This is a genomic window from Streptomyces sp. NPDC045968 (assembly GCF_056430475.1).
Window position 1 is genome coordinate 698,642 of the sequence record NZ_JBWKLF010000001.1, and the last position, 23,628, is coordinate 722,269.

Below are 23,628 nucleotides of genomic sequence, written 5' to 3' on the forward strand. Positions count from 1 at the left end.
CGGTCAGCCGGTGACGGTACTGACCTGCAACTGCTTGATGCCGTTGAGCCAGGCCGAGCGCAGCCGCCGTGGTGGGTCCACCAGCCGCAGATCCGGCAGCACGTCCGCGATGGCGTTGAAGATCAGGTTGATCTCCATCACGGCCAGCGACTTGCCGAGGCAGAAGTGCGGGCCGCCGCCGCCGAATCCGAGGTGCGGATTCGGGTCGCGGGAGATGTCGAAGGTCTCCGGGTGGTCGAAGACCTCGGGGTCGTTGTTGGCGGAGGAGTAGAACAGCCCGACCCGGTCACCCTTCCTGATCCGCTGCCCGCCGAGCTCGACGTCCTGGGTGGCGGTGCGCTGGAAGGAGACCACGGGTGTCGCCCAGCGGACGACCTCCTCGGCGGTGGTCGCCGGACGCTCGCGCTTGTACAGCTCCCACTGCTCGGGGTGGGTGAGGAAGGCGTGCATCCCGTGACTGATGGCGTTACGGGTGGTCTCGTTGCCCGCGACGGCCAGCAGGATGACGAAGAAGCCGAACTCGTCGCTGGAGAGGTTCCCTTCGCCCTCGGCCGCGACCAGCTGGGACACGATGTCCTTGGCCGGGCACTCCTTGCGTGCCGCCGCCAGGTTCATCGCGTACGAGACGATCTCCATGGCCGCCTCGGTGCCGACCTCTTCGGTGATGGCGTACTCGGGGTCGTCGTACGCGGCCATCTTGTTGGACCAGTCGAAGATCTTGGACCGGTCCTCCTGGGGCACGCCGATGAGCTCGGCGATGGCCTGGAGGGGGAGCTCGACGGCGATGTTCGTCACGAAGTCGAAGGAGCCGTTCTCGTCGGCTGCGGCCAGGGCGGTCTCGGCGATGGAACGGGCGCGGCTGTGCAGGGCCCGCTCCAGGGACCGGATCGCGCGCGGGGTGAAGCCGCGCTGGACGATCTGGCGGACCCGGGTGTGCTCGGGCGGGTCCATGTTCAGCATGATCAGCTTCTGGACCTCGATCTGGTCGCGGCTGATCGTCTCGTTGAAGCGGATGACCGCCGTGTTGGTGTGCGACGAGAAGAGTTCGGGGTGGGTGGAGACGTACTTGACGTCCGCGTGACGGGTGACGGCCCAGTAGCCCTCGTCGTCGAAGCCGGAGATCCCGGCGGGCTGGGCGCACCACCAGACCGGTGCGGTCTCCCGCATCTCGGCGAACTCCGGGTGGGGTATCCGGGCTTGGAGCAGGTCGGGATCGGTGAAGTCGAACCCTTCGGGCAGATGGGGGCAGCGCATGGGCACCTCTCCACTCCGGGTCTGGCAGCGAACTGTCTGACGACCCATCAGAAGTTGACCGAAAGGTAGTAACGAGTTCTACAAGTCGCAAGAGCCGTGGCCGGATCTGTTGCCTGGGCGGCGCGCCCCGTGCAACGGGGCGCGTGCCGCGTACGCGAGGTGCGTGCACGACCCTTGCGTACCGGGGGTAAGCGTCATAAGACTGCTTGCAGAACTAGAACGTGTACTAGGGGCTGCCCGGCGGATCAGGGTCGGACGGGGCGCGGCGTCCGGCGTGGTGCCGTGCCGGGCGTCGTGACCCCGGCCATGATCCGCCGGGCAGCCCCCTGGTTCCTTCCGCGGGTGCCGGGACGCCCCAGCGGAAGCGCGAGGAGAGGACGAGCTCATGGCCGCGGAACCCGTCATCGTCGAAGCCGTACGCACCCCCATCGGCAAGCGCGGGGGCGCACTCGCCAATCTGCACCCCGCCTATCTGCTGGGCGAGACCTACCGTGAACTCCTGGGCCGTACCGGCATCCACGCCGACTGCGTGGAGCAGATCGTCGGCGGCACGGTCACCCACGCCGGCGAACAGTCCATGAATCCGGCGCGCAACGCCTGGCTGACCGTGGGCCTTCCCTACGAGACCGCCGCCACCACCGTGGACTGCCAGTGCGGCTCCTCGCAACAGGCGTCCCACATGGTCGCCAACATGGTCGCGGCCGGGGTGATCGACGTCGGCATCAGCTGCGGCGTCGAGGCGATGTCGCGCGTACCGCTGGGCAGCGGCTCCAAGCACGGCCCGGGAAAGCCCTGGCCGGACGAGTGGAACGTGGACCTGCCCAACCAGTTCGAGGCCGCCGAGCGCATCGCCCGTAAGCGCGGCCTGACCCGCGCACACGCCGACGCGCTCGGACTGCTCTCGCAGGAGCGGGCGGCCGTGGCCTGGGCCGAGGAACGCTTCAAACGCGAGACGTACGCGGTCCAGGTGCCCACCACCGAGGAGGAGCAGGCGGCCGGGCAGGGCATGTGGCGGCTCGTCGACCGCGACGAAGGACTGCGCGACACCACGATGGAGGGCCTCGGCGGCCTGAAGCCGGTCATGCCCACCGCGATCCACACCGCGGGCAACTCCTCGCAGATATCCGACGGGGCCTGCGCCATCATGTGGGCCTCCAAGCGGATGGCACGCGCCCTCAAGCTCAAGCCCCGCGCCCGCATCGTCGCCCAGGCCCTGGTCGGCTCCGACCCGCACTTCCACCTCGACGGCCCGATCGACGCGACACGCGCGGTGCTCGGCAAGGCGGGCATGTCCCTGAAGGACATCGACCTCGTCGAGATCAACGAGGCCTTCGCCTCCGTGGTGCTGAGCTGGGCGCAGGTATTCGGCCAGGACCTGGAGAAGGTCAACGTCAACGGCGGAGCGATCGCGCTCGGCCACCCGGTCGGCGCCACCGGCGCCCGGCTGATCACCACGGCCCTGCACGAACTGGAGCGCCGCGACAAGGAGTTCGCCCTCATCACGATGTGCGCGGGCGGGGCGCTGGCGACCGGGACGATCATCCAGCGGCTCTGAGGGGACACGTGAAGGCCCCCGGCCGGAGAACTCCGGCCGGGGGCCCGCGTGTTCAGAGGGCTGGGGCTCAGTACCAGCCGTTGGACTGCCAGAAGTCCCAGGCGCCGCACGGGCTGCCGTAACGGTCCTCCATGTAGTCGACGCCCCACTCGATCTGGGTCTTGGCGTTCGTCTGCCAGTCGGAGCCGGCCGAGGCCATCTTCGAGCCGGGCAGGGCCTGGACCAGGCCGTAGGCGCCCGAGGAGGCGTTCGAGGCGTTGACGTCCCAGTCGCTCTCGTGGTCGACGATCTTGTCGAAGCACGTGTACTGGGCGTTGTCGTCGATCATCTTCTTCGCCGTGGCCTGAGCACTCGCGGCGGACGTCGGGGCGGCGGCCGGGGCGGCCATCGCCGGGGTGACGGCCAGGGCCAGACCGGTGGCACCCAGCAGTACGGTCGCGCCGGCGGCGGCGGTCCTGCGGGGCTGGGCGAGGATGCGACGGGCGAACGACACGTAGAGACCTAACGTCGGGAACGGGGGAGTCGCGGCCGGTCCGAGTGGTGCGGGACCGGTACTCGTCGACCGCGGCCCGTCGAGCGGGGCCTGCGGTGTCCGGCGACGTGATCCATGGTGAGCGACGCCGATCGGCCGACGCAACGACGCCCGGTACGGCCTCGCCTGGTAGGGAGGGACCAAAGTCCCGGGCCGGGGGCGGGCGCGGGCGGCAAAGGAGCGGTCCCGGGACTACTAAGGCCGGTCGTGCGGGACCAAGGGCCTGTGGGGTCCTTCACCCCTTCGGGACCTCGAATGTGACCTGGGCCTCGAAGGCCGCGCGGCGGGTGGCCCGGCGCAGTGCCTTGAGCAGGGTGGGGCCCACGGCGAAGGTCAGGGCCACGGTGAGGACGGCCCGGCCCAGGTCCCAGCCGAGCGAGGTCGCCACGCAGTACGCGACGAAGCGGACCAGGTTCTCGTGCACCGGGTCGCCGGGCACGAACGAGATGCCCGAGCCGGAGGGCGGCACGATGGTCCAGCCGTACAGGTTCATCACCGTGCCGTACGCGAACGCCGCCACACACCCGTACGCCGCGAGCATCAGCACTTCCGCGCGGCCCCGCAGCCGGTCCTGGCCCGGCAGCAGGCCCGCGCCCATCGTGAACCAGGCCATCGCGAGCATCTGGAACGGCATCCACGGTCCCACCCCGCCGGTGAGCAGCGCGGAGGCGAACATCGTCACCGAACCGAGTACGAAGCCGAAGCCGGGGCCGAGCACCCGGCCGCTCAGCACCATCAGGAAGAACATCGGCTCCAGGCCCGCCGTGCCCGCTCCGAGCGGGCGCAGCGCGGCGCCGACCGCCGCGAGGACCCCCAGCATCGCCACCGCCTTCGCGTCCATCCCGGAGTCGGAGATGGTCGCCACCACCACCGCGACGAGCAGGGGCAGCAGCGCGGCGAACAGCCAGGGCGCGTCCTTCTCGTGGGCGACGCCGAAGGACGGGTCGGCGAAGAGCGGCCAGCTGAAGGCCGCCACCCCGATGGCACTGATGAGGACCAGCGCGGCGATCGCCCTGGGGCCGAGACGGATGGGGCGGGCCCGGCGGGACAGGTGGGCGGTGGGTTCGCTCATGGCGAGGCCTCCAGCGCGGCGCGTACCTGCGATACGGTCAGCCACTCCTGCGGCGCCAGGATCTTCGAGGTCTGCGGGGCGAACGCGGGGGAGGAGACGACGACCTCGGCGGTCGGGCCGTCCGCCACGATCTCGCCGTCCGCGAGGATCACCACCCGGTGCGCCAGTTCCGCCGCCAGCTCCACGTCGTGCGTAGCCAGGACGATGGCGTGCCCCTGGGCGGCGAGACCGCGCAGGATGCCGACCAGGCGGGCCTTGGCCGCGTAGTCCAGGCCCCGGGTCGGCTCGTCCAGGAGGAGCAGCGGGGGGCGGCCGGTGAGGACGACCGCCAGAGCGAGCGCGAGGCGCTGGCCCTCGGAGAGGTCGCGGGGGTGCGTGCCGTCGTGGATGCCGGGGAGGAGACCGGCCACCAGCGCGCGGCACGTACCGGGGGCCGCGTCCGCGTCGGCGTCCGCCGCCGCGCACTCGGCGGCGACGGTGTCGGCGTACAGCAGGTCGCGCGGTTCCTGCGGGACCAGACCGACCTGGCGGATCAGGTCACGGGGGCGGGTGCTGCGGGGGGTGTGGCCGCCGACCGTGACGCTGCCCGTCGTGGGCTCGATCATGCCGACGAGGGTGGCCAGGAGAGTGGACTTGCCGGCGCCGTTGCGGCCCATGAGGGCGATGGTCTCGCCGGGGGTGACCGAGAGCGTCACCTGGCGCAGTGCTTCAACGCGGCCGCGGCGGACGCCGAGCCCTTCTGCCCGGGTGACGGGGCCGGCGGTCTCGGGGGCGGCGGCCGTCCGGCGGCCCAGCAGCCGGGCGAACGTGCCCCCACCCGGCCCCTTCCCGAACCCGGGGCTCCGCGCCGGGCCCCGCTCCTCACATGCCGGAGGGGCTGGAATGTGCGGCTCCGCACCCGCCAGCCGCGCCCGCAGCGCCCCCGCCCCGCGCCTCGCGTCCCGTACCGACAGGGGAAGCGGGGACCAGCCCGCGAGGCGGCCCAGGGCGACCACCGGGGGGTGGACCGGGGAGATCGCCATCACGTCCTGCGGGGTGCCGGTCACCGGGGCCGCGCCCGGCGACGGCAGCAGGATGACCTGGTCCGCGTACTGCACCACCCGTTCCAGGCGGTGCTCGGCCATCAGGACCGTCGTCCCCAGGTCGTGCACGAGCCGCTGGAGCACGGCCAGGACCTCTTCGGCCGCCGCCGGGTCCAGCGCGGACGTCGGCTCGTCGAGGACCAGCACCTTCGGGTGCGCGGTCAGGACCGAGCCGATCGCGACCCGCTGCTGCTGGCCGCCCGACAGCGTGGCGATGGGCCGGTCGCGCAGGTCGGCCAGACCCAGCAGGTCGAGCGTCTCCTCGACGCGCCGCCGCATCACGTGCGGCGCGAGCCCCAGCGACTCCATGCCGTACGCCAGCTCGTCCTCGACGGTGTCGGTGACGAAGTGCGCGAGCGGGTCCTGCCCCACCGTGCCGACGAGGTCGGCGAGTTCACGCGGTTTGTGGGTACGGGTGTCGCGGCCGTCGACCGTGACCCGCCCGCTCAGCGTGCCCCCGGTGAAGTGCGGTACGAGCCCCGACACGGCGCCCAGCAAGGTCGACTTCCCCACCCCCGAAGGCCCGACGAGGAGGACCAACTCGCCCTCGGGGACGGTCAGATCGATCCCGGAGAGAGTGGGCCGGTCCGTTCCCTCGTACCGTACCGAGACCTGCTCGAACCGGATCATGCCTGCTCCTTGGAACCTGTGGATGAGGGCGGCAGCGGTGCCACGGCCGCGGGCAGCAGACCGATCAGGACCGCGGCCGCGGGCCACAGCGGCAGCACCGGGGCGGTCAGCGGTACGACACCGGGGTGCAGCGCCTGCGGATCGGCGCTGCCCGCCCAGATCATCGCGGCGGCGACCGCCGCGCCCGAGCCCGCCACCAGCCACGCCCTGGCCCCCCACCGGTCGGGCCGGTAGCGGGTACGGACCGAGCGGCGGCCGCCCAGCCGCAGCCCCGCCATCGCCGCGACCAGACCGGCGAGCAGCAGCGGCAGCCCGTACACGGCGCCCTGCGAGGCCAGGAGCCCGTACGTACCCGCGCACACCCCCAGCAGGCCGCCCAGCGTGAGGACGTTCGTGGTGTGCCGGACGGCGGGCGGCACCTGCGCCGTGCGCCCGTATCCGCGCGCGTCCATCGAGGCCGCCACCGCCACCGAGCGCTCCAGGGCACCTTCCAGCACCGGCAGCCCGATCTGGAGGACGGCCCTGATCCCGCCCGTCGGCCGCCCCCGCAGCCGCCGGGCCGTGCGCAGCCGCACCACGTCGGCGACCATGTTCGGCGCGAAGGTCATCGCCACGACGACGGCCACCCCCGCCTCGTACAGCGCGCCCGGCAGCGACTTCAGCAGCCGTGCCGGGTTGGCCAGCGAGTTCGCCGCGCCGATGCAGATCAGCAGGGTGGCCAGTTTCGCCCCGTCGTACAGGGCGAAGACCAGCTGCTCGGCCGTGACCCGGCCGCCGATCCTGACGCCCTGCGCCCAGTCGGGCAACGGCACTTCGGGAAGGGTGAACAGGGTGTGCGTGCCGGGGATCGGCGAGCCGAGAAGGACCGAGAACACCAGCCGCACGCCGACGACGAACAGCCCGAGCTTGATGAACGCCCCGTACGAGCGGGCCCACGGCGCGTCCGTGCGCCGCGCCGCGACCACATAGCCCGCCACCCCGACCAGCAGCCCGAGCAGCAGCGGGTTGGCGGTCCGGGAGGCGGCGGTGGCGAGGCCGAGCGCCCACAGCCACCACGCCCCGGCCGGCAGCGCGTTGCTGCGGGTGGCCTCGGGCGCGCGCAGGGCGCGGTGGAGCCGGGCGGCACGGGTGGAGCGGGTCATCGGCGCCGGCGGGCCTGGAGGACGGCGGCGATACCGAGCAGCAGGACGGCACCGAGCCCGACGAGCACGCCGGCCGACGGGCCACCGCCCTCGCCGTCGCCGGTGGCGGAGGAACTCGCGGCAGGGGTGGACGCGGTGGGCTCGGAGGTGTCGTCACCGTCCCCGGCGACCTGGTCCCCGCAGCCCGACGCCGGATAGCCGGAGATCGCGCACAGCAGCGCGTCGCTGCTGTAGCGCAGCGGCGTCGCCACCGACGCGAGCGCCTCGGCGGCGCTCGCGTCCGGCTCCACCCGCGCGCACGCGGCGCGCGGAGCGGGCGGTGTCTCACCGTCGGGGGCGTCCGCCGCGGTGCCGGGGTCGATGACGACGCCGATCCGCTTCGTGCCGTCCCGCGCGGGAGTGCCCGCGCAGATCTCCTCGAAGTCCGGGGCGTGGCGGGGCTGTGCGGAGTCCTGGGAGTCCTCGCTGACGGAGAAGCGGAAACCCTCCACCGTGCCGTCGTCGGGCCGGGTCAGGGACGGCCCCTGGGTGGCGTACGTCCAGCTCTTGCCGTCGCTCTCCCAGAACGACCAGTAGCGGTATCCGGCCGCCTGCGCGCTCCCCGCGCCCAGCACGGCCAGGAGGCCGCCCATGACCAGCAGCAGGACCGCGGCCCGGGCCCCGCCCCGTGTGATGCCCCCCGCTCGCTTCACAGCTGCTGGGTCTTCCGGCGGCTGCTGAGCAGGAAGCCGATGCCCGCGCCGAAGGCGAGACCGACACCGATGAGCCACCAGACGCCCATGCCGCCGTCGTCGCTGCTCGTGTCCTTCGCGGGCTGCTGCCCGGTCACGGTCGGCGACGGGGCGGCGGTGGCCGCGGGCGCGGGGCCGGTCGCGTTGAGCTGGGCGACGAGGTCGACGCCGCCGAAGTCACGGGCGTCGGTGCCGGTGGCGTGCGCGGCGAGCACCAGCTGCGCGGTGGCCGCGGGGCCGCCCTGCACGGCCCAGTTCTTGGAGTTCTTCTCCAGCCACTTCACGGCGCCGGCCGCCTTGTCCTTGTGGCCGGACGCGGCGAGCGCGACGACCGCGTCCGCGGTGTTGCCGAAGTCGGGCTGCGGCGCGCTGTCCTCGGCGCCCGGCATCGGCGGCAGGTCCAGGTGCGGCTTCTCGGCGAGTACGCCGGCGAGGTAGTGGGCCCCGTTCTGGGCGGTCTGCTCGGGGCTGAGGTCCGTGCCCTTCTGGCAGACGGGCTCCTTCACCGCGTTGGAGTTGCCGGCGGCCAGGCCCTTGCCCATGGCGCCGAGCACCCCGGCCGCCGTGGCGTCACCATTGGCGGCGAGCTTGCCGTCCTTGTCCGGCTGGTACGCGAACGCGCCGCCGCCGGCGCCGCCGCACGGGATGGCGAACGTCTGGAGCGCCGCGTACGGCGTCTTCCCGCCCGGCGTGGTGATGTCGCCCAGCTTCTGGCCCGCCCTGGAGAGGGCGCCGATCACGATCGCGGTGGAGTTGGCGTCACTCGGGCTGCCCGGGTTGTAGCCCCAGCCGCCGTCCTCGTTCTGTACGGACTTCAGCCACCTGACCCCGTTGTCGACGGTCTCGCGGTGGAGGTCGAGCTCGACGAGCGCCTGGACCGCGGCGGCGGTGGCGTTGGTGTCCGCGACCGTCTTCGGGTCGCAGTTCTTCGACGCGTCGCGGTACGAGGGGAACGCGCCGCTCGCGCACTGCTGGCCCGCCAGCCAGTCCACCGCCTTCGTGGACGGCGTCACGTACTCGATCTTCTGGGCGAGCAGGGCGAGCGACTGGCGCCAGACACCGTCGTACGTCGGGTCCGAGGTGCCGTAGAGACCGGGCGGAAGCGCGGTGGTCGGGGACGGCGTCGGGCTCGGGGCGGCGACCGCGGCGGGGGCGGCGGTCGCACAGAGCACGGCGGTGGTCGCGAGCGCGGCTGCGCTGCGGCGTACGGACATGGCTGGCTGGGCCTCTCCTGCGGGGACCGGGCGCAGGCGCACTGAGGCACCGGGCTCCGGCCCCGTATACCTCGACGGTGCCGGCCACCGGGGTTCCGGTGGCACGAGCCGGTCACGACCGCGTACAGGGCACTCCGGCTTCACCGCCGCGGGGCGGTTCGCGGAGTGGGGTATCCCCTGCTCCAGCGGAGCCGGGAGGCGGGGAAGCGGCCGGTGCGGACTTCCACCGGCTGTCCCCTGTACGGGCATGATGACGACCCGCTCACTCTACCGGCCCCCCTCGCGCCCCTCCCGGGCGGACGGCCCTGTCAGACCGCGACGTACGTCACCGGGTCGCTGCCCGTCGCCTCCGCGCGTCCGAGCTTCACCAGGCGCCGCAGATGGGCCTCGGCCTCGGAGACGGCGATGGACCGGGAGCCGTGGGGGATCTGCTCCCAGGGCCGGTTCCAGGCCATCCGCTCGGCCAGCTGCCACGGGGTGAGCGGCGCGGCGAGCAGGGCGAGCAGTCCGGTCAGCCGCTCCTCGTGGTGGTCCAGGAGCTCCCGCACGCGCCCGGCGGCGTCCGTGAACGCGTGCTGGTGCGCGGGGAGTACCTCGGCGGCCCCGAGGCGGCCGACGCGTTCCAGCGAGTCGAGGTAGTCGCCCAGGGGGTCCGTGACCGTCGTGTCGTCCGGGTCCTCGTACAGCCCGATGTGCGGGCTGATCCCGGGCAGCAGGTGGTCCCCGGAGAAGAGCCGGCCGCGGCCCGGCAGCCGCGCCGGGTGGTCCTCCTCCAGGTGGAGGCAGACGTGGCCCGGGGTGTGCCCGGGCGTCCAGATGGCGCGCAGCCGGCGGCCCGCCAGGTCCAGCAGCTCGCCCGGGACGATCTCGCGGTCCGGGATCGCGGCGCGCAGTCCGGGCAGGGTGCGCGTCCGGCCGCTCGCGCGGGCGGCCCTGAGCGGGGCGAGATGGTCCTCGGGGGCGCCGGCCGCGGCGAGTTTCGCCGTGAGGTAGGCGAGCCAGGCCGCCGGTTCGGACGCGCGTGTGCGGCGTACGACCTCGGTGTCCGCCGCGTGCATCGCGATCCAGGCCCCGGAGGCCTCGCGGACCTGGCCGGAGAGGCCGTGGTGGTCGGGGTGGTGGTGCGTGATGACCACGCCGTGGATGTCGTTGACGGCGACGTCGAGCGAGCCCAGGCCCGCGACCAGGACGTCCCACGACGCCGGGTCGTCCCAGCCGGTGTCGACGAGGACCGGGCCGCGGTCGGTGTCGACGAGGTGGACGAGGGTGTGACCGAGCGGGTTGTCCGGAATGGGGACCTCGATGCTGTGGACGCCTCCGCCGTGGTCGGTCACCTGGCTCATGGGTTCCCCGTCTCTGACAAGAACTCGTTCCAGTAGTAGCCCCAGTCAATCACTCTTGCCGCCGTGGATCGATGCCGATGCGTGGACTCCTGCCGGCGGAACTGGTATCAGTTCTGACACACAGTCAGGTACGTGCCGGTCCGCGGGAGGCAGCAGCCATGACCGAGCTTGTGGAACACGGAAAACTGTTCATCGGCGGGGAGTTGACCGATCCGCTCGGCGACGGCGTCATCGAGGTGGTCTCCCCGCACACCGAACAGGTCATCGGCCGCGTCCCGCACGCCTGCGAGGCCGATGTGGACCGGGCCGTCGCCGCGGCCCGCCGCGCGTTCGACGAGGGGCCCTGGCCGCGCGCCACCCTGGACGAGCGGATCGCGGTGATCTCGCGGATCAAGGACGCCTTCGCCGTACGGTACGAGGAGATCGCCCGGGTCATCAGCTCCGAGAACGGCACCCCGTACAGCTCCGGCGTGATGGTGCAGGCGCTCGCCGCGATGATGGTCTGGGACTCGGCGATCACGGTCGCCCGCACCTTCCCCTACGAGGAGCGGCGCGACGGAGTCCTCGGGCCCCTGCTCGTGCGCAGGGAACCGGTCGGGGTCGTCGCGGCCGTCGTGCCGTGGAACGTCCCGCAGTTCACCGCGGCGGCCAAACTGGCCCCCGCGCTCCTCGCGGGCTGCACCGCCGTCCTGAAGGTCTCGCCCGAAACCCCGCTGGACGCCTACATCCTGGCCGAGATCGCCGCCGGGGCCGGGCTCCCGGAGGGGGTCCTCTCGATCCTGCCCGCCGACCGCGAGGTCAGCGAGTACCTGGTCGGACACCCGGGCGTCGACAAGGTGTCGTTCACCGGGTCCGTCGCCGCCGGCCGCCGGGTCATGGAGGTCGCCTCCCGCAACCTCACCCGGGTCACCCTGGAACTGGGCGGAAAATCCGCCGCGGTCATCCTCCCCGACGCCGACCTGGACACGGCCGTCGCGGGCATCGTCCCCTTCGCCTGGATGATCAACGGCCAGGCGTGCGTGGCCCAGACCCGCATCCTCGCCCCCCGCTCCCGCTACGAGGAGATCGCGGAGGCGTTCGCCGCGGCGGCGGGGGCGCTGAAGGTCGGTGACCCGCTCGACCCGGCGACCGAACTCGGACCGCTCGTCGCGCGGCGCCAGCAGCAGCGCTCCCTCGACTACATCAGGATCGGCCAGGAGGAAGGCGCCAAGGTCCTTACCGGCGGCGGCCGTCCGGCCTCGCAGGAACGCGGCTGGTACGTCGAGCCGACCCTCTTCGGCGACGTCGACAACTCCATGCGCATCGCCCGCGAGGAGATCTTCGGCCCGGTCATCTGCCTGCTCCCGTACGGGGACGAGGAGGAGGCCGTGAAGATCGCGAACGACTCCGATTACGGGCTCAGCGGCAGCGTCTGGACCGCCGACACCGAGCGCGGCATCGACATCGCCCGCCGGGTCAGGACGGGCACGTACAGCGTGAACACCTTCAGTCTCGACATGCTCGGCCCCTTCGGCGGCTACAAGAACTCGGGCCTGGGGCGGGAGTTCGGCCCCGAGGGCTACGGCGAGTTCTTCGAGCACAAGATGATCCATCTGCCCGCCGGGCACCAGGGGGCGTGATGGGTGACCGCTGGCAGGTGGAGGTCGACCGGAGCGTCTGCATCGGCTCCGGAATGTGCCTGAACCACGCCCCTGACGGCTTCCGGCTGGACTCCGCCAGGCAGTCCCGTCCGTCCGCTCCGGAGAGCGACGCCGACGAGAGGATTCTCGCGGCGGCCGAGGGATGTCCCGTCGAGGCCATCACCCTCACGCTCCTGTCCTCCGGAGAGCTGGTCTTCCCGCCGGAGGAGTGAGAAAGAAAGGGCTTCCCGGCAGCTCAGAGCCCGTGCGAGACTCCGGCGGAGATCGCACGGGCGCCCGCCCGTGAGAACGACGACCGGGCGGGGAAGCCACCTGTGGGTACGAAGAGAGCGGCAGCAGTTGCCGTAGCGGTGACCGGAATACTGACCGCCGTCGCCGGCTGCGGCCTCGGCGACGGCGGCAGTGCGGACTCGGCGGCGAAGGCATCACCCACGGCCGCCGCGCCGTTCACCAAGGAGACCGTGGCCAACGAGGTGGGCGCGGCCGCGGACGCCTCGGGGCTTCCGCCGGGCGACGACTCGATGGCCGGTACGCCCGAGGGGGAGTGGCGGAACTGCGTGGCCCCGTGGCTGGCGGACGCGCCCGAGGCGTCCGCCGCCGACGGGTTCGCCGCCACGGTCGGGCGGCTGCGGAAGCTGGGCTGGAAGGTCACCACGAGCCGCGAGGACCAGCAGGTCACCTTCCGTACCCTCACCAAGCAGGGCTGGAAGGTGTACGCCCGGCACTACGCGATGGAGGGCTTCGGCGACCGGCAGCCGGTCTCGTTCACCGCCGTGAAGGACGGCTGCGCGCTGCCGGACGAGGTCCAGGGCGACTTCTCCGACGACCCGGCGGACACGCCCTAGCAGCCCGAGTCGGCGAGCACGAAGTACCCCGCTGGTGACTCCTTGAGCGTGTGGGTGACGAAGGTGTTGTACAGCCCCATGTTCTGGTTGGAGCCGTTCGCGTACACATAGCCGCCCGAGGTGTGCGCCCGGCCCGCCGTCACATGCGTGTAGTTGTTCGCGGTGTAACACCGCACGGGGACACCGCCCGTGGTGGTGGCGGTCACCGCCGGTGCGGTGGCGCCGACCGTGCCCCCGGAGTCGACGGCCGCCACCGTGTAGCGGTAGGTGACCCCGGCGGACAGCCCCGTGTCGGTGAAGGACGCCCCGGCGGGCGAGGCGACCTTCGCGCCGTCGCGGTGCACCACGTACGAGGCGGCTCCCGGGACCGGACTCCAGGACAGGGACGCCGAGTCGGCGGTGACACCGGTGACGCGCAGACCCGACGGGGCCGGCAGCCCGTCGCCGCCGCCCGGTGCGCCCCGGTCCAGCCCCCAGAAGACGCCGGTGTAGTACGTCGAGCAGATGACGTTCAGGAAGTACGCGGCCGTCGACCCGCACTGCTCGGCGCCCGTACCGGGGTTCACGGCCAGACCGTGACCCATGCCGGACATGGAGTACGTCTCGACGGCGGGCTGCCCGGACGCGTCGTTGTAGACGGTACGGGTGGTGTTCCCGGGCAGGGTGCTGGTGCCGTCCGGGGTCTGGCCGATGCCCCACACGTCGGTCCACTGGTCGCGCAGCGCGGTGGCGTTGGCCGGGTAGACCGTGTAGTCCGACGTGCCCTGCCAGATTGCCACCCGGGGCCACGGCCCCGCGTAACCCGGGTAGGAGGCGCGGACCTTGTCGCCCCACTGGGCCGGGGTGAGCTTCTGCGGCCCCGTCTGGCAGCCGGAGGCGGCCGCCTGGCTCGTGGCGCACTGGGCGGGCAGCCCGGAGGCCACGGAGCCGCCCGCGAACACGTCCGGGTAGGCGGCGAGCAGATTCGCCGTCATACCGCCGCCCGCGGAGAGCCCGGTGACGTACACCCGGCGGCCGTCGGAGCCGTACGTCCGCTTCGCGTACTCGACCATCTGCACGACCGACGCGGCCTCGCCCCGGCCACGGGTGTCCTCCGCCGGATCGAACCAGCTGAAGCAGGACAGGGAGTTGTTCGCGGACGTGGTCTGCGGGAAGACGACGTCGAAGCCCCAGGTGTCGGCGAACTTCGGCCAGCCGGAGTTGGCGTAGTAGGCGTTCGCGGTCTGGGTGCAGCCGTGCAGGGCGACCACCAGGGGCGCGCCGGCCGGAACGTGCGCCGGGGTGTACGCGTACATCTGGAGGTTCCCGGGGTTGGAGCCGAAACCGGTGACCTGTTGCAGAGTGTCGGCGGCGGCTGCGGCGGGCCGGGCGGCCGCGGTGGTGACGGGCGTCGCCAGCAGGACGCCGAGAACGGCCGTGGACGCGACGCACCGGAACAGGCGTCGCAGGATCGATGGGCGCACGGTGGGGCCTCCCTGATCGGACGTGCGGACTGCTGCCGGAACCTATGAGCGGCGACGGGGACTGCCCATGTGGCGCGCGGCCACCGGCGCCCGCCAGGAGTGTGCGGCACGGCCCTTGCGCAGGTCAGGGCGGTCGCCGGGACACCGCCGCCCCGTGCCGCCGGTCGCCCGGCGACCGCCCCGCACCATGTACGCCGCCACCATGTACGCGTACGAGGGTGTGTGCACCGACCCCGTGTGATGCGGGCGGCGACCTCCTTACCGTGACGGCCATGCAGACTTCCCGGACACCGGACCACGAGCCCGCCCCTTCCCCCGCCGACGGTGTGGCGCCCCTCTCCGCCGACCGGTTCCTGGCCGGGCGCACCGCCCTGGTGACCGGCGCGGCGAGCGGCATCGGCCTGGCCTGCGCACGGACACTCGCCGCCGCGGGCGCCCATGTGTACGTCGTGGACAAGGCGGCCGAAGCCGCCAAGAGCCTGGCCGACGAGCTCGGCTCGACCGCGTGGGTCGTCGACCTCTCGGACCCCGAGGCGGTCGACACCCTGCCCGCCGACGCGGACATCGTGGTCAACAACGCGGGGCTCCAGCACATCGCCCCCGTGCACGCGTTCCCGCCCGAGCGCTTCGCGCTGATCCAGCGGGTCATGGTCGAGGCGCCGTTCCGCATCTTGCGCCGGACCCTGCCCGGCATGTACGAACGCGGCTGGGGGCGTGTCGTCAACATCTCCTCCGTCCACGGACTGCGCGCCAGTCCCTACAAAGCGGCCTATGTCACGGCCAAGCACGCACTGGAAGGACTCAGCAAGGTGGTCGCGCTCGAAGCGGCGGAGCACGGGGTGACGAGCAACTGCGTCAGCCCCGGTTACGTGCGCACGCCCCTGGTCGAGAACCAGATCGCGGCACAGGCCCGTACCCACGGCATCTCGGAGGAGGAGGTGGTGGGGCAGGTCATGCTGGAACGCAGCGCCATCAAGAGCCTGATCGAACCCGATGACGTGGCCGACGCCGTCCTGTGGCTGTGCGGTCCGCGTGCCGGGCACATCACCGGCACCTCGCTCTCCATGGACGGCGGCTGGACCGCCAACTGAACCACCCACCTCACCCGCGCACTCCCGAAGAACGATGGCCGCTCATGTCTGAACCGTCCCCCTCCGCCGTGCCCCACCTGCGACGCCTCCTCGGGCTGCTGGCCGACGACGCCCCCGCCGAGGCGCTCGGCGCCGTCTCCTCGGCGGCGCGAGCGGCCGGAGTGCCCGCAGCGGACCTGGCCGAGGTGGAAGGGGCGGTCGCCACCGCCCTGCGCATCAGAGGTGCCCTGCGCCAGCACCGCCGCCGGGAACTCCAGCTCACCGCCCTCTTCGACACGGCGGGCGACCTGGCCGCCTCCCGCGATCTGGACGACGTGCTGAAGGCCATCGTGCGGCGGGCCAGGATGCTGCTCGGCACCGACACCGCCTACCTCACCCTCCCCGACGAGGAGGCCGGGGACACCTACATGCGGGTGACCGACGGCTCCGTCTCCGTGCTCTTCCAGCGGCTGCGGCTGGAGCTCGGTGAGGGGCTGGGCGGTCTCGTCGCGCAGACCGCCAGCCCGTACGCGACGCCCGACTACCGCACCGACGAACGCTTCCGCCACACCGACAACATCAACGCCGGGGTGCTGGCCGAGGGGCTCGTGGCGATCCTCGGCGTCCCTCTCCTCCTCGGTTCCAGCCGCGGCGGTACGGGGAAGGTCATCGGCGTCCTCTTCGCGGCCGACCGCTCCCCGCGCGTCTTCAGCCCCGACGAGGTCGCCCTGCTCTGCTCCCTCGCCGCGCACGCCGCCATCGCCATCGACACCGCCCGCGCCCTCGCCGACACCGGGGCGGCCCTCGCGGAACTGGCCCAGGCCAACGCCGAACTGGCCGAGGCCAACGCCGCCGTGCGCGAGCACTCCGCCGCGATGCAACGGGCCGAGGAGGCCCACGACCGGCTCACCGACCTGGTGCTGCGCGGGGGCGACGTCACGGACGTCGCCACGTCCGTCGCGGGACTGCTGGACAGCCCGCTGACCATCCACGATCCGGCCGGCCGCCCGCTGGCGGCCGTCCGGCCCGACGGGACGGCCCGCGCCGCCGACAGCACGGACGCGGGGTGGCTGGCCGAGACCGCCGAGGAGTCGCGGGCCGGGGGGCGCGCCGTGCACCGCGACGGGCGGTGGGTCTGCGCCGTGCTCGCCGGACAGGAGCTGCTGGCCAGCCTGGTGCTGCACCAGCGCCGGCGCCTCGACGACTCCGACCGCCGGCTGTTCGAACGCGCCGCCGTGGTCACGGGGCTGCTCCTGCTGCTGCGCAGGACGGTGGCCGAGACGGAGAACCGGATACGCGGCGAGCTGATCAGCGACCTGCTGACCGACGCGGAACGCGATCCGGCCGGCCTGGCCGAGCGCGGCCGCCGGCTGGGCATCGACCTGGACCGGCCCCGCCTGCTCCTGGTCGCGGAGTCCGGGGCCCGGGAACGGCTCGGCGCGGCCGCGCTGCGGTATCTGTTCGGCGGGGACATCCACGGGGTGAGCGCCGAACACGCGGGCACGGTCGTGCTGCTGGTCGACCACGACGACGGCGTCGGTGCCGGTACGGGCGCGGGGGCCGGCTCCGGCAGGTCACCCGGCGAGGTGGCCAGGGCGGCCGCCGCCCAGCTCGGCCACCTCGTCCAGGCCCCCGTCACCGTCGCGGCGGCGGGCCCGGCGGGCGGGCCGCGGGAACTGGCCGCCGCGTACGCGGAGGCCGCCAGGTGCCTCCGGGCGATGCGGGTGCTCGGCCGTGCGGGCGAGGGGGCCTGTGTGGACGAACTCGGCTTCCTGGGCGTGGTGCTGGGCAACGCGCAGGACGTGGACGGCTTCGTCTCGGCCACGCTGGGGCCGCTGCTGCGGTACGACGAGCGGCGCGGCACACATCTGGTGCGCACGTTGAGCGCGTACTTCGGGGCGGGGGGCAGCCTGATCCGGGCCAAGGACGAGCTGCACGTGCATGTGAACACGGTGGTGCAGCGGCTGGACCGGATCCAGGTGCTGCTGGGACGGGACTGGAACGAGCCGGGGCGGGCGCTGGAGCTGCAACTCGCGTTGCGGCTGCACTTGTTGGGTGGCGGCCGGGAGGGGTGACCCGGCGCGGCCGGGTGCCGTCCTGGCCCCGATCGCCTGCCCGGCCGAAGGATGTCCTCGATCGCCGGCCGGGCCGAAGGATGTCCTCAATCGCCGGACGGGCCTGATCCCGCCGGGCTTGATTCCGAAGCGCTCAGCAGGTGGTGGGCGATTTCCTCTGCTCCTCTCTCGCCTGTCAGCACCGTGTAGTGGTTGACGTCCGGTATCCGTACGGCCCGCACCGCCGCCCCCGCGAGGCGGGACTCGTCGTACAGGCCCTGGGGCTCGTCCATCAGGCCCCGTTCGGCCCAGAGCAGCGTTGGCGGGGACGGCAGCCGCCGTACGGCGGACAGCACCTCCTCGGTGAAGAGGCCGGCTCCGTCGGTGCGTACCGCCTCGATCCGGCAGGTGGAGCGCAGCACCGGCTCCTCGCCCGTCAGGTCGCGCTGGATGTACGCGTCCACCTCCGCCGACCAGGCCCCGGCGAACGCGGGATGCGCCTGCCAGAAGGACCGGTACGCGGCCCGGTCGCGGAACGTCATCGACAGCCGGTCCATCGCCGGTCCGATGACGGCGGTCAGGAGCGCGTCCGGGGAGAGATGGGTGGGCGCGGGGAAGCCGACTCCGCCGTCGACGAGCAGCAGCGGCCCGAACCGCCCCGGGTGCCGTACGGCGGCCAGGGCCGCCACGAACCCGCCCATCGAGTGACCGGCCAGCACCACCCGGCCGAGGCCCAGCGCCCCGGCCAGGGCCGCGGCGTCGTCCGCGTGCGCCGCGATGCCGTACGGGCCCGGCAGGCCGGAGCTGGCCGCCCGGCCCCGCAGATCCGGCGCGATCAGCGTGACCCGGCCCGCCAGCGCCCGGGCCACCGGGCCCCAGGACAGGGCGTTGGCGGTGATGCCGTGCAGGGCCACCACGACCGGCGCGCCGGTCTCGCGGGCCGGCCAGCGAAGGGCGGCCAGTTCACCCCCGGCCACCGGGACCCGCAGTTCTTCGTACGGGACAGGGGTCATGAGGTCCGGTTCTCCTTCAGCGGGTCCACGGAGGCGCGGCGGCCCGCGCCCAGGCGCGACGGAAGCCGTGCGAGGCCGCCGGGCAGCAGATGCACCACGGCCACGAACACCACCCCGAGCAGGAACAGCGGCTGGGACAGAGGTACGCGCAGCACCGCCGGCAGATCGGCCACCGCTCCCGATCCGGCGAGGTCGCCGAGCCGGTGATCGGCCCAGGTGTACAGGATGCCGCCGACCATCGGCCCCCACCGGGTGCCGGACCCGCCCAGGACCACCATCACCAGCAGCGACAGCGTGAAGTCCGATGACGTGGTCTGCGGGGTGGACCCGCCGGTGAGCAGGAGGTGGACGAGTCCACCGACCGCGGCGAGCGCTCCCGCCAGCACGAAGGCCGTCAGCTTGAATCCGTACGGCTTCAGGCCCAGCACCTCCACCCGGCGCTCGTTCTCCTTGATGCCCTCCCAGACCCGGCCGGTGGGGGAGCGGACCGCCCGGTGGACGACCCCGAGCGTGAGGACGAGGTAGGCCAGCGCGATCCAGTACAGGTTCGCCGTGTTGTCGATGCCGACGAGGCCGGACGGCAGCAGTTCGGCGGGCGCGGCCCGGCCCTCCTCGCCGCCGGTGAGACCACCGGGGTTGCGGGAGACGAGGATCGAGCCCGCCTGCGCGAAGGCCAGTGTCACCATGGAGAAGCCGATGCCCGTGACCCGCAGGCTCACCGAACCCAGCACCAGGGCCAGGGCGGTCCCGAAGCAGAGACCGAGCACGGCCGCGAGGACGAACGGCAGTCCGGCCTCCAGCAGGAACATGTTCGTGGCGTAGCTGCCCGCCGCGAAGTACAGCGCGTGCCCGAAGGACAGCAGCCCGGTCCGGCCGAGCAACAGGTCGTAGCCGGTCGCCAGGGCGCCGAACAGCAGGCAGGTGGCGAGGAGTTGCAACGAGCCGGGGCTGCCCACCGGGCCGTCCAGCAGGCCCGGGAGCGGCAGCGCGCTGAACGGGGCGACGACCAGGGCGAGCAGGACGGCGCCGGGCCACCAGCGCAGCACCCGGGCCGGTCTCCCGGCCACCGGTCGCGGCGGCCCCGAGGCCGGTGCCCCGTCGGTACGGTCGTGTGTCTCGGTGGCGGTACTCACGCGAGCCTCCCGGTCAGTCCGCGCGGCCGGACGAGCAGCAGCGCGCCGAGCAGGACGACGACGGCCAGGTCGCCGAGGCCCGCTGCGGTGTAGTAGTTGGCGAACTGCTGGACCAGGCCGATGACGACGGCCGCCACGGCGGCCCCGGTCACCGACCCCATGCCGCCGGTGACCACCACCACGAAGGCGAAGATCAGCAGCGAGGTGCCCTGCCGGGGGTCGACCGAGCCGAAGTACAGCCCGCCCAGTGCCCCGCCGAGCGCGGCGACACAGCCGCCGATCGCGAAGACGAGCGTGAACGCCCTGCGGACGTCGATGCCCAGCGCGGTCACCATCGCCCGGTCCTCGACCCCCGCCCGTACGACGAGTCCGTGCCGCGTCCGGCCGAGGAACAGCCGCAGCGCCACGAGGACGAGGACCGCCGCGGCGATCAGGACCAGCCGGTTGACCGGGACGTGTGCGCCCAGCAGCCCGAAGGTGCCCGACAGCGCCTGTGGACCGGGGAACGTCAGGGCGTCCGGCCCCCAGATCCCCGAGAGGAGCGCGGGGACGGCGAGCCCCACCCCGACCGTGGCGAGCACCTGCTCACGCGGCCGGGTGTAGAGCGGGCGGACCACGGCGAGTTCGAGGAGGACGGCGGCGACGGTTCCCACCGCCGTACCGAACAGCACGGCGAGGACGAAGCCCGCACCGCCCGGCCCCGCGCCGGGCAGATTCCCGGACGCCGCCCACCAGGTGCCGTACGCGCCGATGGAGAGCAGCGCCCCGTGCGCGAAGTTCAGTACGTCCATCAGGCCGAAGATCAGGGAGAGGCCGGACGCGATCAGGAAGTAGAGGGCTCCCAGACCGAGGCCGGTCATGGTGAGCAGAACGATGGTGGACATCAGGAATCCGCCTCCGCGGTCGGGGAATGCGCCTCCGCGGTCGGGGAAGAGGCACGGGCGGCTGGGGAAGAGGCGCGGGCGGCCGGGCCGTGCCCGACGCCGAGCAGCCGGCGGGCCGCCTCCGGGTCGCCCAGCAGCGCGTCCGCCGGTCCCCGGTGCGCGGTGCGCCCGTCGGCGAGGACGACGCACTGTCCTGCCAGCCGCCGTACGACGGCGAGGTTCTGCTCCACGAGCAGCACCGGCACCGCCTCGGCGGCCCGTTCCAGCACCTGGGCGACCTCGGTGACGACCCGGGGCGCGAGGCCCTTGGTGGGCTCGTCGGCGATGACGAGCCGGTTGTGGTTGAGCAGGGTGCGTCCGATGGCCACCATCTGCTGCTGTCCGCCGGACAGCGTCCCGGCCAACTGCCGTGCCCGCTGCCTCAGTTCGGGAAAGAGTTCGTGGACGAGCGCGTACGCCGGTTCGCCCGCCCCGCGCCGCTCGGCGAGCCGCAGGTTCTCCGCCACGGTGAGCCCGGCGAAGATCCCGCGGTCCTCGGGGGCGTATCCGATGCCCCGCCCGACCACGGTGTGGGTGGGCAGTGCCACGGTCTCCTCGCCGTCGAGCAGCACACTGCCCGCGCGTGGGACGAGCCCGAGGACGCCGCGTACGGTCGTGGTCTTCCCGGCGCCGTTGCGGCCCAGGAGCGCTGTCACCCCGTGGCGTGCCACGTCCAGGTCCACGCCGTGCAGGATGTGCCGCCCGCCGATCAGGACCCGCAGGTCCCGTACGGCGAGCAGGACGTCCGGGTCCGGTGTCACAGCCCCTCCCCGAGGTAGGCCCGCTGGACCTCCGGGTCCGCGGTCACGGCCTGCGGGGTGTCCAGCGCCAGCAGCTGTCCGTGGTGCATCACGGCGAGCCGGTCGGCGAGGCCCAGCAGGACGTCCATGTGGTGCTCGACCATCAGGACGGTGCGGCCCTCGTCGCGGTGCAGGGTGCGGATCAGTTCGGTGAGCGCGGGGACCTCCTCCGCGCTGACCCCGGCCATCGGCTCGTCGAGCAGCATCAGCCGGGGCTCCCCGACCAGCAGGACCGCCAGTTCGAGCTTGCGCTTCTCCCCGTGGGACAGCTCCGCGGCCGGCACCTCCGCCCGGTGCCCGAGCCCGGTGCGCTCCAGGACGCCGCGCACGTCGGAGGTGTACGGGGAGGCGCGCCGCCACAGGCGGTACGAACCGCCCCGCGCCGCCTGGGCCGCCAGCCGGACGTGGTCGGCGACGCTCATGCCGGGCCAGAGGCTGGACGTCTGGAACGTCCGGCCGATCCCACGGCGTGCGCGGACGTGGGCGGGCTGCGCGGTCATGTCCGTACCGTCCAGCGCCAGGGTGCCGGCCGTGGGTGCGGTCAGCCCGCTGATCAGGTTGAACAGGGAGGTCTTGCCCGCCCCGTTGGGGCCGATGAAGGCCAGGAACTCGCCCTCGCGGACGTTCAGGGTGATGTCCTCGACGATGGTCGCCCCGCCGATGCTCCAGCCGATCCTGTCGAGGCTCAGCACGGGGGCGGAGGTGCGTACGGGAGGGCCGTCACGGTGCGTGGTGGTGTCCGGAGCCGTCATCGCTCAGCCCGCCGAGGGCTTGAGCGGCGGGGCGACCGCGTCCATCGGCTCGGTGCTCACCAGCTCCGGGACGGCACCCGCGCCCTTCCCCTTCAGACGGGCCACGAACATCGGCTGCACCAGGGCGTGGTCCTCGGCGCGGACCTGCTCCTTGCCCTTCACCCCGTCGAAGGTCCAGCCCTCCAGGGCCTTCACCATGGCCGCGGTGTCGGTGGCGCTGCCCTCCTCCACGGCACGGACGATCATCTGGGCGGCCGTGAAACCGTCCGGGGTGAACAGGTCGGGGGTGCCGCCCGCCTTCCCGACCGCGTCCAGCATGGCCTGCTCCACCGCGTTGCCGCCGCCCGCGCCGGGGAAGTAGTGGGCCAGGAACGAGACCTTGGAACCGGCCGCTCCGAAGACCGGGTACGAGGCCGTGCCGGCCAGTCCCGTGACCACCTTCCCGGCATCCAGCACGCCCTGCTGGTCCAGTGCCGTCCACAGGGCCGGGGCGGTGGAACCGGCCCAGGCGACGAAGACCAGATCCGCTCCCGCGGCCTTCACCTGCCGGGCGAACGGTGTCAGGTCCGTCGCGCCGGGCGGCGCCAGCACCGAGCCGACCTCGGCGCCCCCGGAACCGAGGACCGCCTCGACGGCGGCGACGTTGGCCTGGCCGAAGGTGGAGTCCTGGGCGAGCACCGTGACCTTCTTGCCCTTGGCGTCGCCGAGCATCGTGCCCGCGGTGAGGATGTCCTGGTAGGACTGCCTGCCCGAGCGGAAGGTGTACGCGTTGATCCCGGTCACCGCGTCGGTGGCGGCCGGGCCACTGACGTACAGCACCTTGTTCTGGGCGGCGAGGGGGGCCATCTGGAGCGCGACGCCGGAGTCGGTGGTGCCGGCCAGCACCTTGTAGCCCTTGCCGATCAGGTTCTTCGCGGCCGAGACCGCCTTGCCGGGGTCGCCCGCGTCGTCCTGCTCGGTCACCTCGATGCGGTGGCCCGCGACCTTGCCGGTGCCCTTGGTGGCGTGGTCGAGGCCCGCCATGAACCCGTCGCGGTACTGCTTGCCGTAGGCGGCGAGCAGTCCGGTCCGCGAGTAGACCAGTCCCACCTTGACGGGATCGTCCTTGCCGCCGCCGTCGGACGAGCCGGAGCCGCCCGCCTGTCCGGCGGCCGTGCAGCCGGCCAGGAGCAGCGCGGCGGTGCCGAGGGCGGCGGCGGTCAGGGTTCTGTGCTGGACGGTGCCTACGGCTCTGCGACGGCGCATGGTGACCGGCTCCTCGGCGTGGTTCGGATGATGTCGGCCGAACCGTATGAACACCGTGGCGCCGTCGACATGGTGCAGGAACCCCCACCTGGCCGGGTCCTCATGTGGGTGCCCGACATGGGGGCGGGACCGGCC

At 73.0% G+C, this 23,628-nt stretch carries 21 protein-coding genes; 6 read left to right on the top strand and 15 right to left on the bottom strand.

The genetic code is table 11. The features are described 5' to 3' along the window. Positions 1-3 precede the first annotated feature (3 nt). Positions 4-1,254, bottom strand: coding sequence for a cytochrome P450 (locus AC07FA_RS03010; RefSeq protein WP_479072903.1), 1,251 nt, complete (start codon positions 1,252-1,254; stop codon positions 4-6). A 385-nt stretch (positions 1,255-1,639) separates the two neighbouring features. On the opposite strand from AC07FA_RS03010, the gene AC07FA_RS03015 reads away from it, so the two are divergent. Further along, positions 1,640-2,809, top strand: a complete 1,170-nt coding sequence (locus tag AC07FA_RS03015) for a steroid 3-ketoacyl-CoA thiolase (RefSeq protein ID WP_479072904.1) — start codon at positions 1,640-1,642, stop codon at positions 2,807-2,809. 67 nt (positions 2,810-2,876) lie between these two features. On the opposite strand, the gene AC07FA_RS03020 is transcribed toward AC07FA_RS03015, so the two are convergent. The 7 genes from AC07FA_RS03020 to AC07FA_RS03050 all read right to left on the bottom strand — a co-directional run bounded on the left by AC07FA_RS03020 (position 2,877) and on the right by AC07FA_RS03050 (position 10,555). After that, positions 2,877-3,302, bottom strand: coding sequence for an aggregation-promoting factor C-terminal-like domain-containing protein (locus AC07FA_RS03020; protein WP_479072905.1), 426 nt, complete (start codon positions 3,300-3,302; stop codon positions 2,877-2,879). Positions 3,303-3,576: 274 nt separating this feature from the next. Then, positions 3,577-4,413, bottom strand: coding sequence for an ECF transporter S component (locus AC07FA_RS03025; protein ID WP_479072906.1), 837 nt, complete (start codon positions 4,411-4,413; stop codon positions 3,577-3,579). Continuing rightward, on the bottom strand, positions 4,410-6,125 hold the full coding sequence (locus tag AC07FA_RS03030) for an ABC transporter ATP-binding protein (RefSeq protein ID WP_479072907.1): 1,716 nt from the start codon (positions 6,123-6,125) through the stop codon (positions 4,410-4,412). The genes AC07FA_RS03025 and AC07FA_RS03030 overlap by 4 nt, the downstream gene beginning before the upstream one ends. Next, complete coding sequence (locus AC07FA_RS03035; protein ID WP_479072908.1) at positions 6,122-7,267, bottom strand: energy-coupling factor transporter transmembrane component T; 1,146 nt, start codon at positions 7,265-7,267, stop codon at positions 6,122-6,124. The genes AC07FA_RS03030 and AC07FA_RS03035 overlap by 4 nt, the downstream gene beginning before the upstream one ends. Next, on the bottom strand, positions 7,264-7,899 hold the full coding sequence (locus AC07FA_RS03040) for an SCO2322 family protein (RefSeq protein WP_479073428.1): 636 nt from the start codon (positions 7,897-7,899) through the stop codon (positions 7,264-7,266). Before AC07FA_RS03040 ends, AC07FA_RS03035 begins: the two co-directional genes overlap by 4 nt. Before the next feature lie 56 nt (positions 7,900-7,955). Continuing rightward, positions 7,956-9,212, bottom strand: coding sequence for a prenyltransferase/squalene oxidase repeat-containing protein (locus AC07FA_RS03045; RefSeq protein WP_479072909.1), 1,257 nt, complete (start codon positions 9,210-9,212; stop codon positions 7,956-7,958). Between the two features lie 308 nt (positions 9,213-9,520). Continuing rightward, positions 9,521-10,555 carry an MBL fold metallo-hydrolase gene (locus AC07FA_RS03050; RefSeq protein WP_479072910.1) on the bottom strand — a complete coding sequence of 345 codons (1,035 nt, stop codon included), beginning with the start codon at positions 10,553-10,555 and terminating at the stop codon, positions 9,521-9,523. Positions 10,556-10,713: 158 nt separating this feature from the next. On the opposite strand from AC07FA_RS03050, the gene AC07FA_RS03055 reads away from it, so the two are divergent. From AC07FA_RS03055 to AC07FA_RS03065, 3 genes are all read left to right on the top strand, one after another. Continuing rightward, on the top strand, positions 10,714-12,174 hold the full coding sequence (locus tag AC07FA_RS03055; RefSeq protein WP_479072911.1) for an aldehyde dehydrogenase: 1,461 nt from the start codon (positions 10,714-10,716) through the stop codon (positions 12,172-12,174). Then, positions 12,174-12,407 carry a ferredoxin gene (locus tag AC07FA_RS03060; protein WP_479072912.1) on the top strand — a complete coding sequence of 78 codons (234 nt, stop codon included), beginning with the start codon at positions 12,174-12,176 and terminating at the stop codon, positions 12,405-12,407. The genes AC07FA_RS03055 and AC07FA_RS03060 overlap by 1 nt, the downstream gene beginning before the upstream one ends. Before the next feature lie 102 nt (positions 12,408-12,509). Beyond that, positions 12,510-13,040, top strand: a complete 531-nt coding sequence (locus AC07FA_RS03065; RefSeq protein WP_479072913.1) for a hypothetical protein — start codon at positions 12,510-12,512, stop codon at positions 13,038-13,040. Here the strand turns inward: AC07FA_RS03065 and AC07FA_RS03070 are convergent. After that, entirely contained in the window at positions 13,037-14,503 is a 1,467-nt protein-coding gene (locus AC07FA_RS03070) for an extracellular catalytic domain type 1 short-chain-length polyhydroxyalkanoate depolymerase (protein WP_479072914.1), read from the bottom strand. The genes AC07FA_RS03065 and AC07FA_RS03070 overlap by 4 nt on opposite strands. A 272-nt stretch (positions 14,504-14,775) precedes the next feature. Here AC07FA_RS03070 and AC07FA_RS03075 point away from each other — a divergent pair, with 272 nt between their 5' ends. Next, positions 14,776-15,594 (top strand): 3-hydroxybutyrate dehydrogenase, encoded by an 819-nt coding sequence (locus tag AC07FA_RS03075; RefSeq protein WP_479072915.1) that lies wholly within the window; start codon positions 14,776-14,778, stop codon positions 15,592-15,594. A gap of 44 nt (positions 15,595-15,638) precedes the next feature. After that, the gene (locus tag AC07FA_RS03080) at positions 15,639-17,648 is read left to right on the top strand and encodes a helix-turn-helix domain-containing protein (protein ID WP_479072916.1); all 2,010 of its coding nucleotides are present in this window, start codon (positions 15,639-15,641) and stop codon (positions 17,646-17,648) included. An 86-nt stretch (positions 17,649-17,734) separates the two neighbouring features. On the opposite strand, the gene AC07FA_RS03085 is transcribed toward AC07FA_RS03080, so the two are convergent. The 6 genes from AC07FA_RS03085 to AC07FA_RS03110 are packed head-to-tail and all read right to left on the bottom strand — an operon-like array spanning position 17,735 to position 23,493. Then, the gene (locus AC07FA_RS03085; protein WP_479072917.1) at positions 17,735-18,640 is read right to left on the bottom strand and encodes an alpha/beta hydrolase; all 906 of its coding nucleotides are present in this window, start codon (positions 18,638-18,640) and stop codon (positions 17,735-17,737) included. Continuing rightward, a complete protein-coding gene (locus tag AC07FA_RS03090; RefSeq protein WP_479072918.1) occupies positions 18,637-19,773 on the bottom strand; it encodes a branched-chain amino acid ABC transporter permease in 1,137 nt (378 codons plus the stop codon). The genes AC07FA_RS03085 and AC07FA_RS03090 overlap by 4 nt, the downstream gene beginning before the upstream one ends. Beyond that, the gene (locus AC07FA_RS03095) at positions 19,770-20,657 is read right to left on the bottom strand and encodes a branched-chain amino acid ABC transporter permease (RefSeq protein ID WP_479072919.1); all 888 of its coding nucleotides are present in this window, start codon (positions 20,655-20,657) and stop codon (positions 19,770-19,772) included. Before AC07FA_RS03095 ends, AC07FA_RS03090 begins: the two co-directional genes overlap by 4 nt. Then, positions 20,657-21,457: an ABC transporter ATP-binding protein gene (locus tag AC07FA_RS03100; protein WP_479072920.1), complete on the bottom strand. Its 801-nt coding sequence runs from the start codon at positions 21,455-21,457 to the stop codon at positions 20,657-20,659. Before AC07FA_RS03100 ends, AC07FA_RS03095 begins: the two co-directional genes overlap by 1 nt. After that, a complete protein-coding gene (locus AC07FA_RS03105; RefSeq protein WP_479072921.1) occupies positions 21,454-22,248 on the bottom strand; it encodes an ABC transporter ATP-binding protein in 795 nt (264 codons plus the stop codon). The genes AC07FA_RS03100 and AC07FA_RS03105 overlap by 4 nt, the downstream gene beginning before the upstream one ends. 3 nt (positions 22,249-22,251) lie before the next feature. Then, entirely contained in the window at positions 22,252-23,493 is a 1,242-nt protein-coding gene (locus AC07FA_RS03110; protein ID WP_479072922.1) for a substrate-binding domain-containing protein, read from the bottom strand. Positions 23,494-23,628 lie beyond the last annotated feature (135 nt).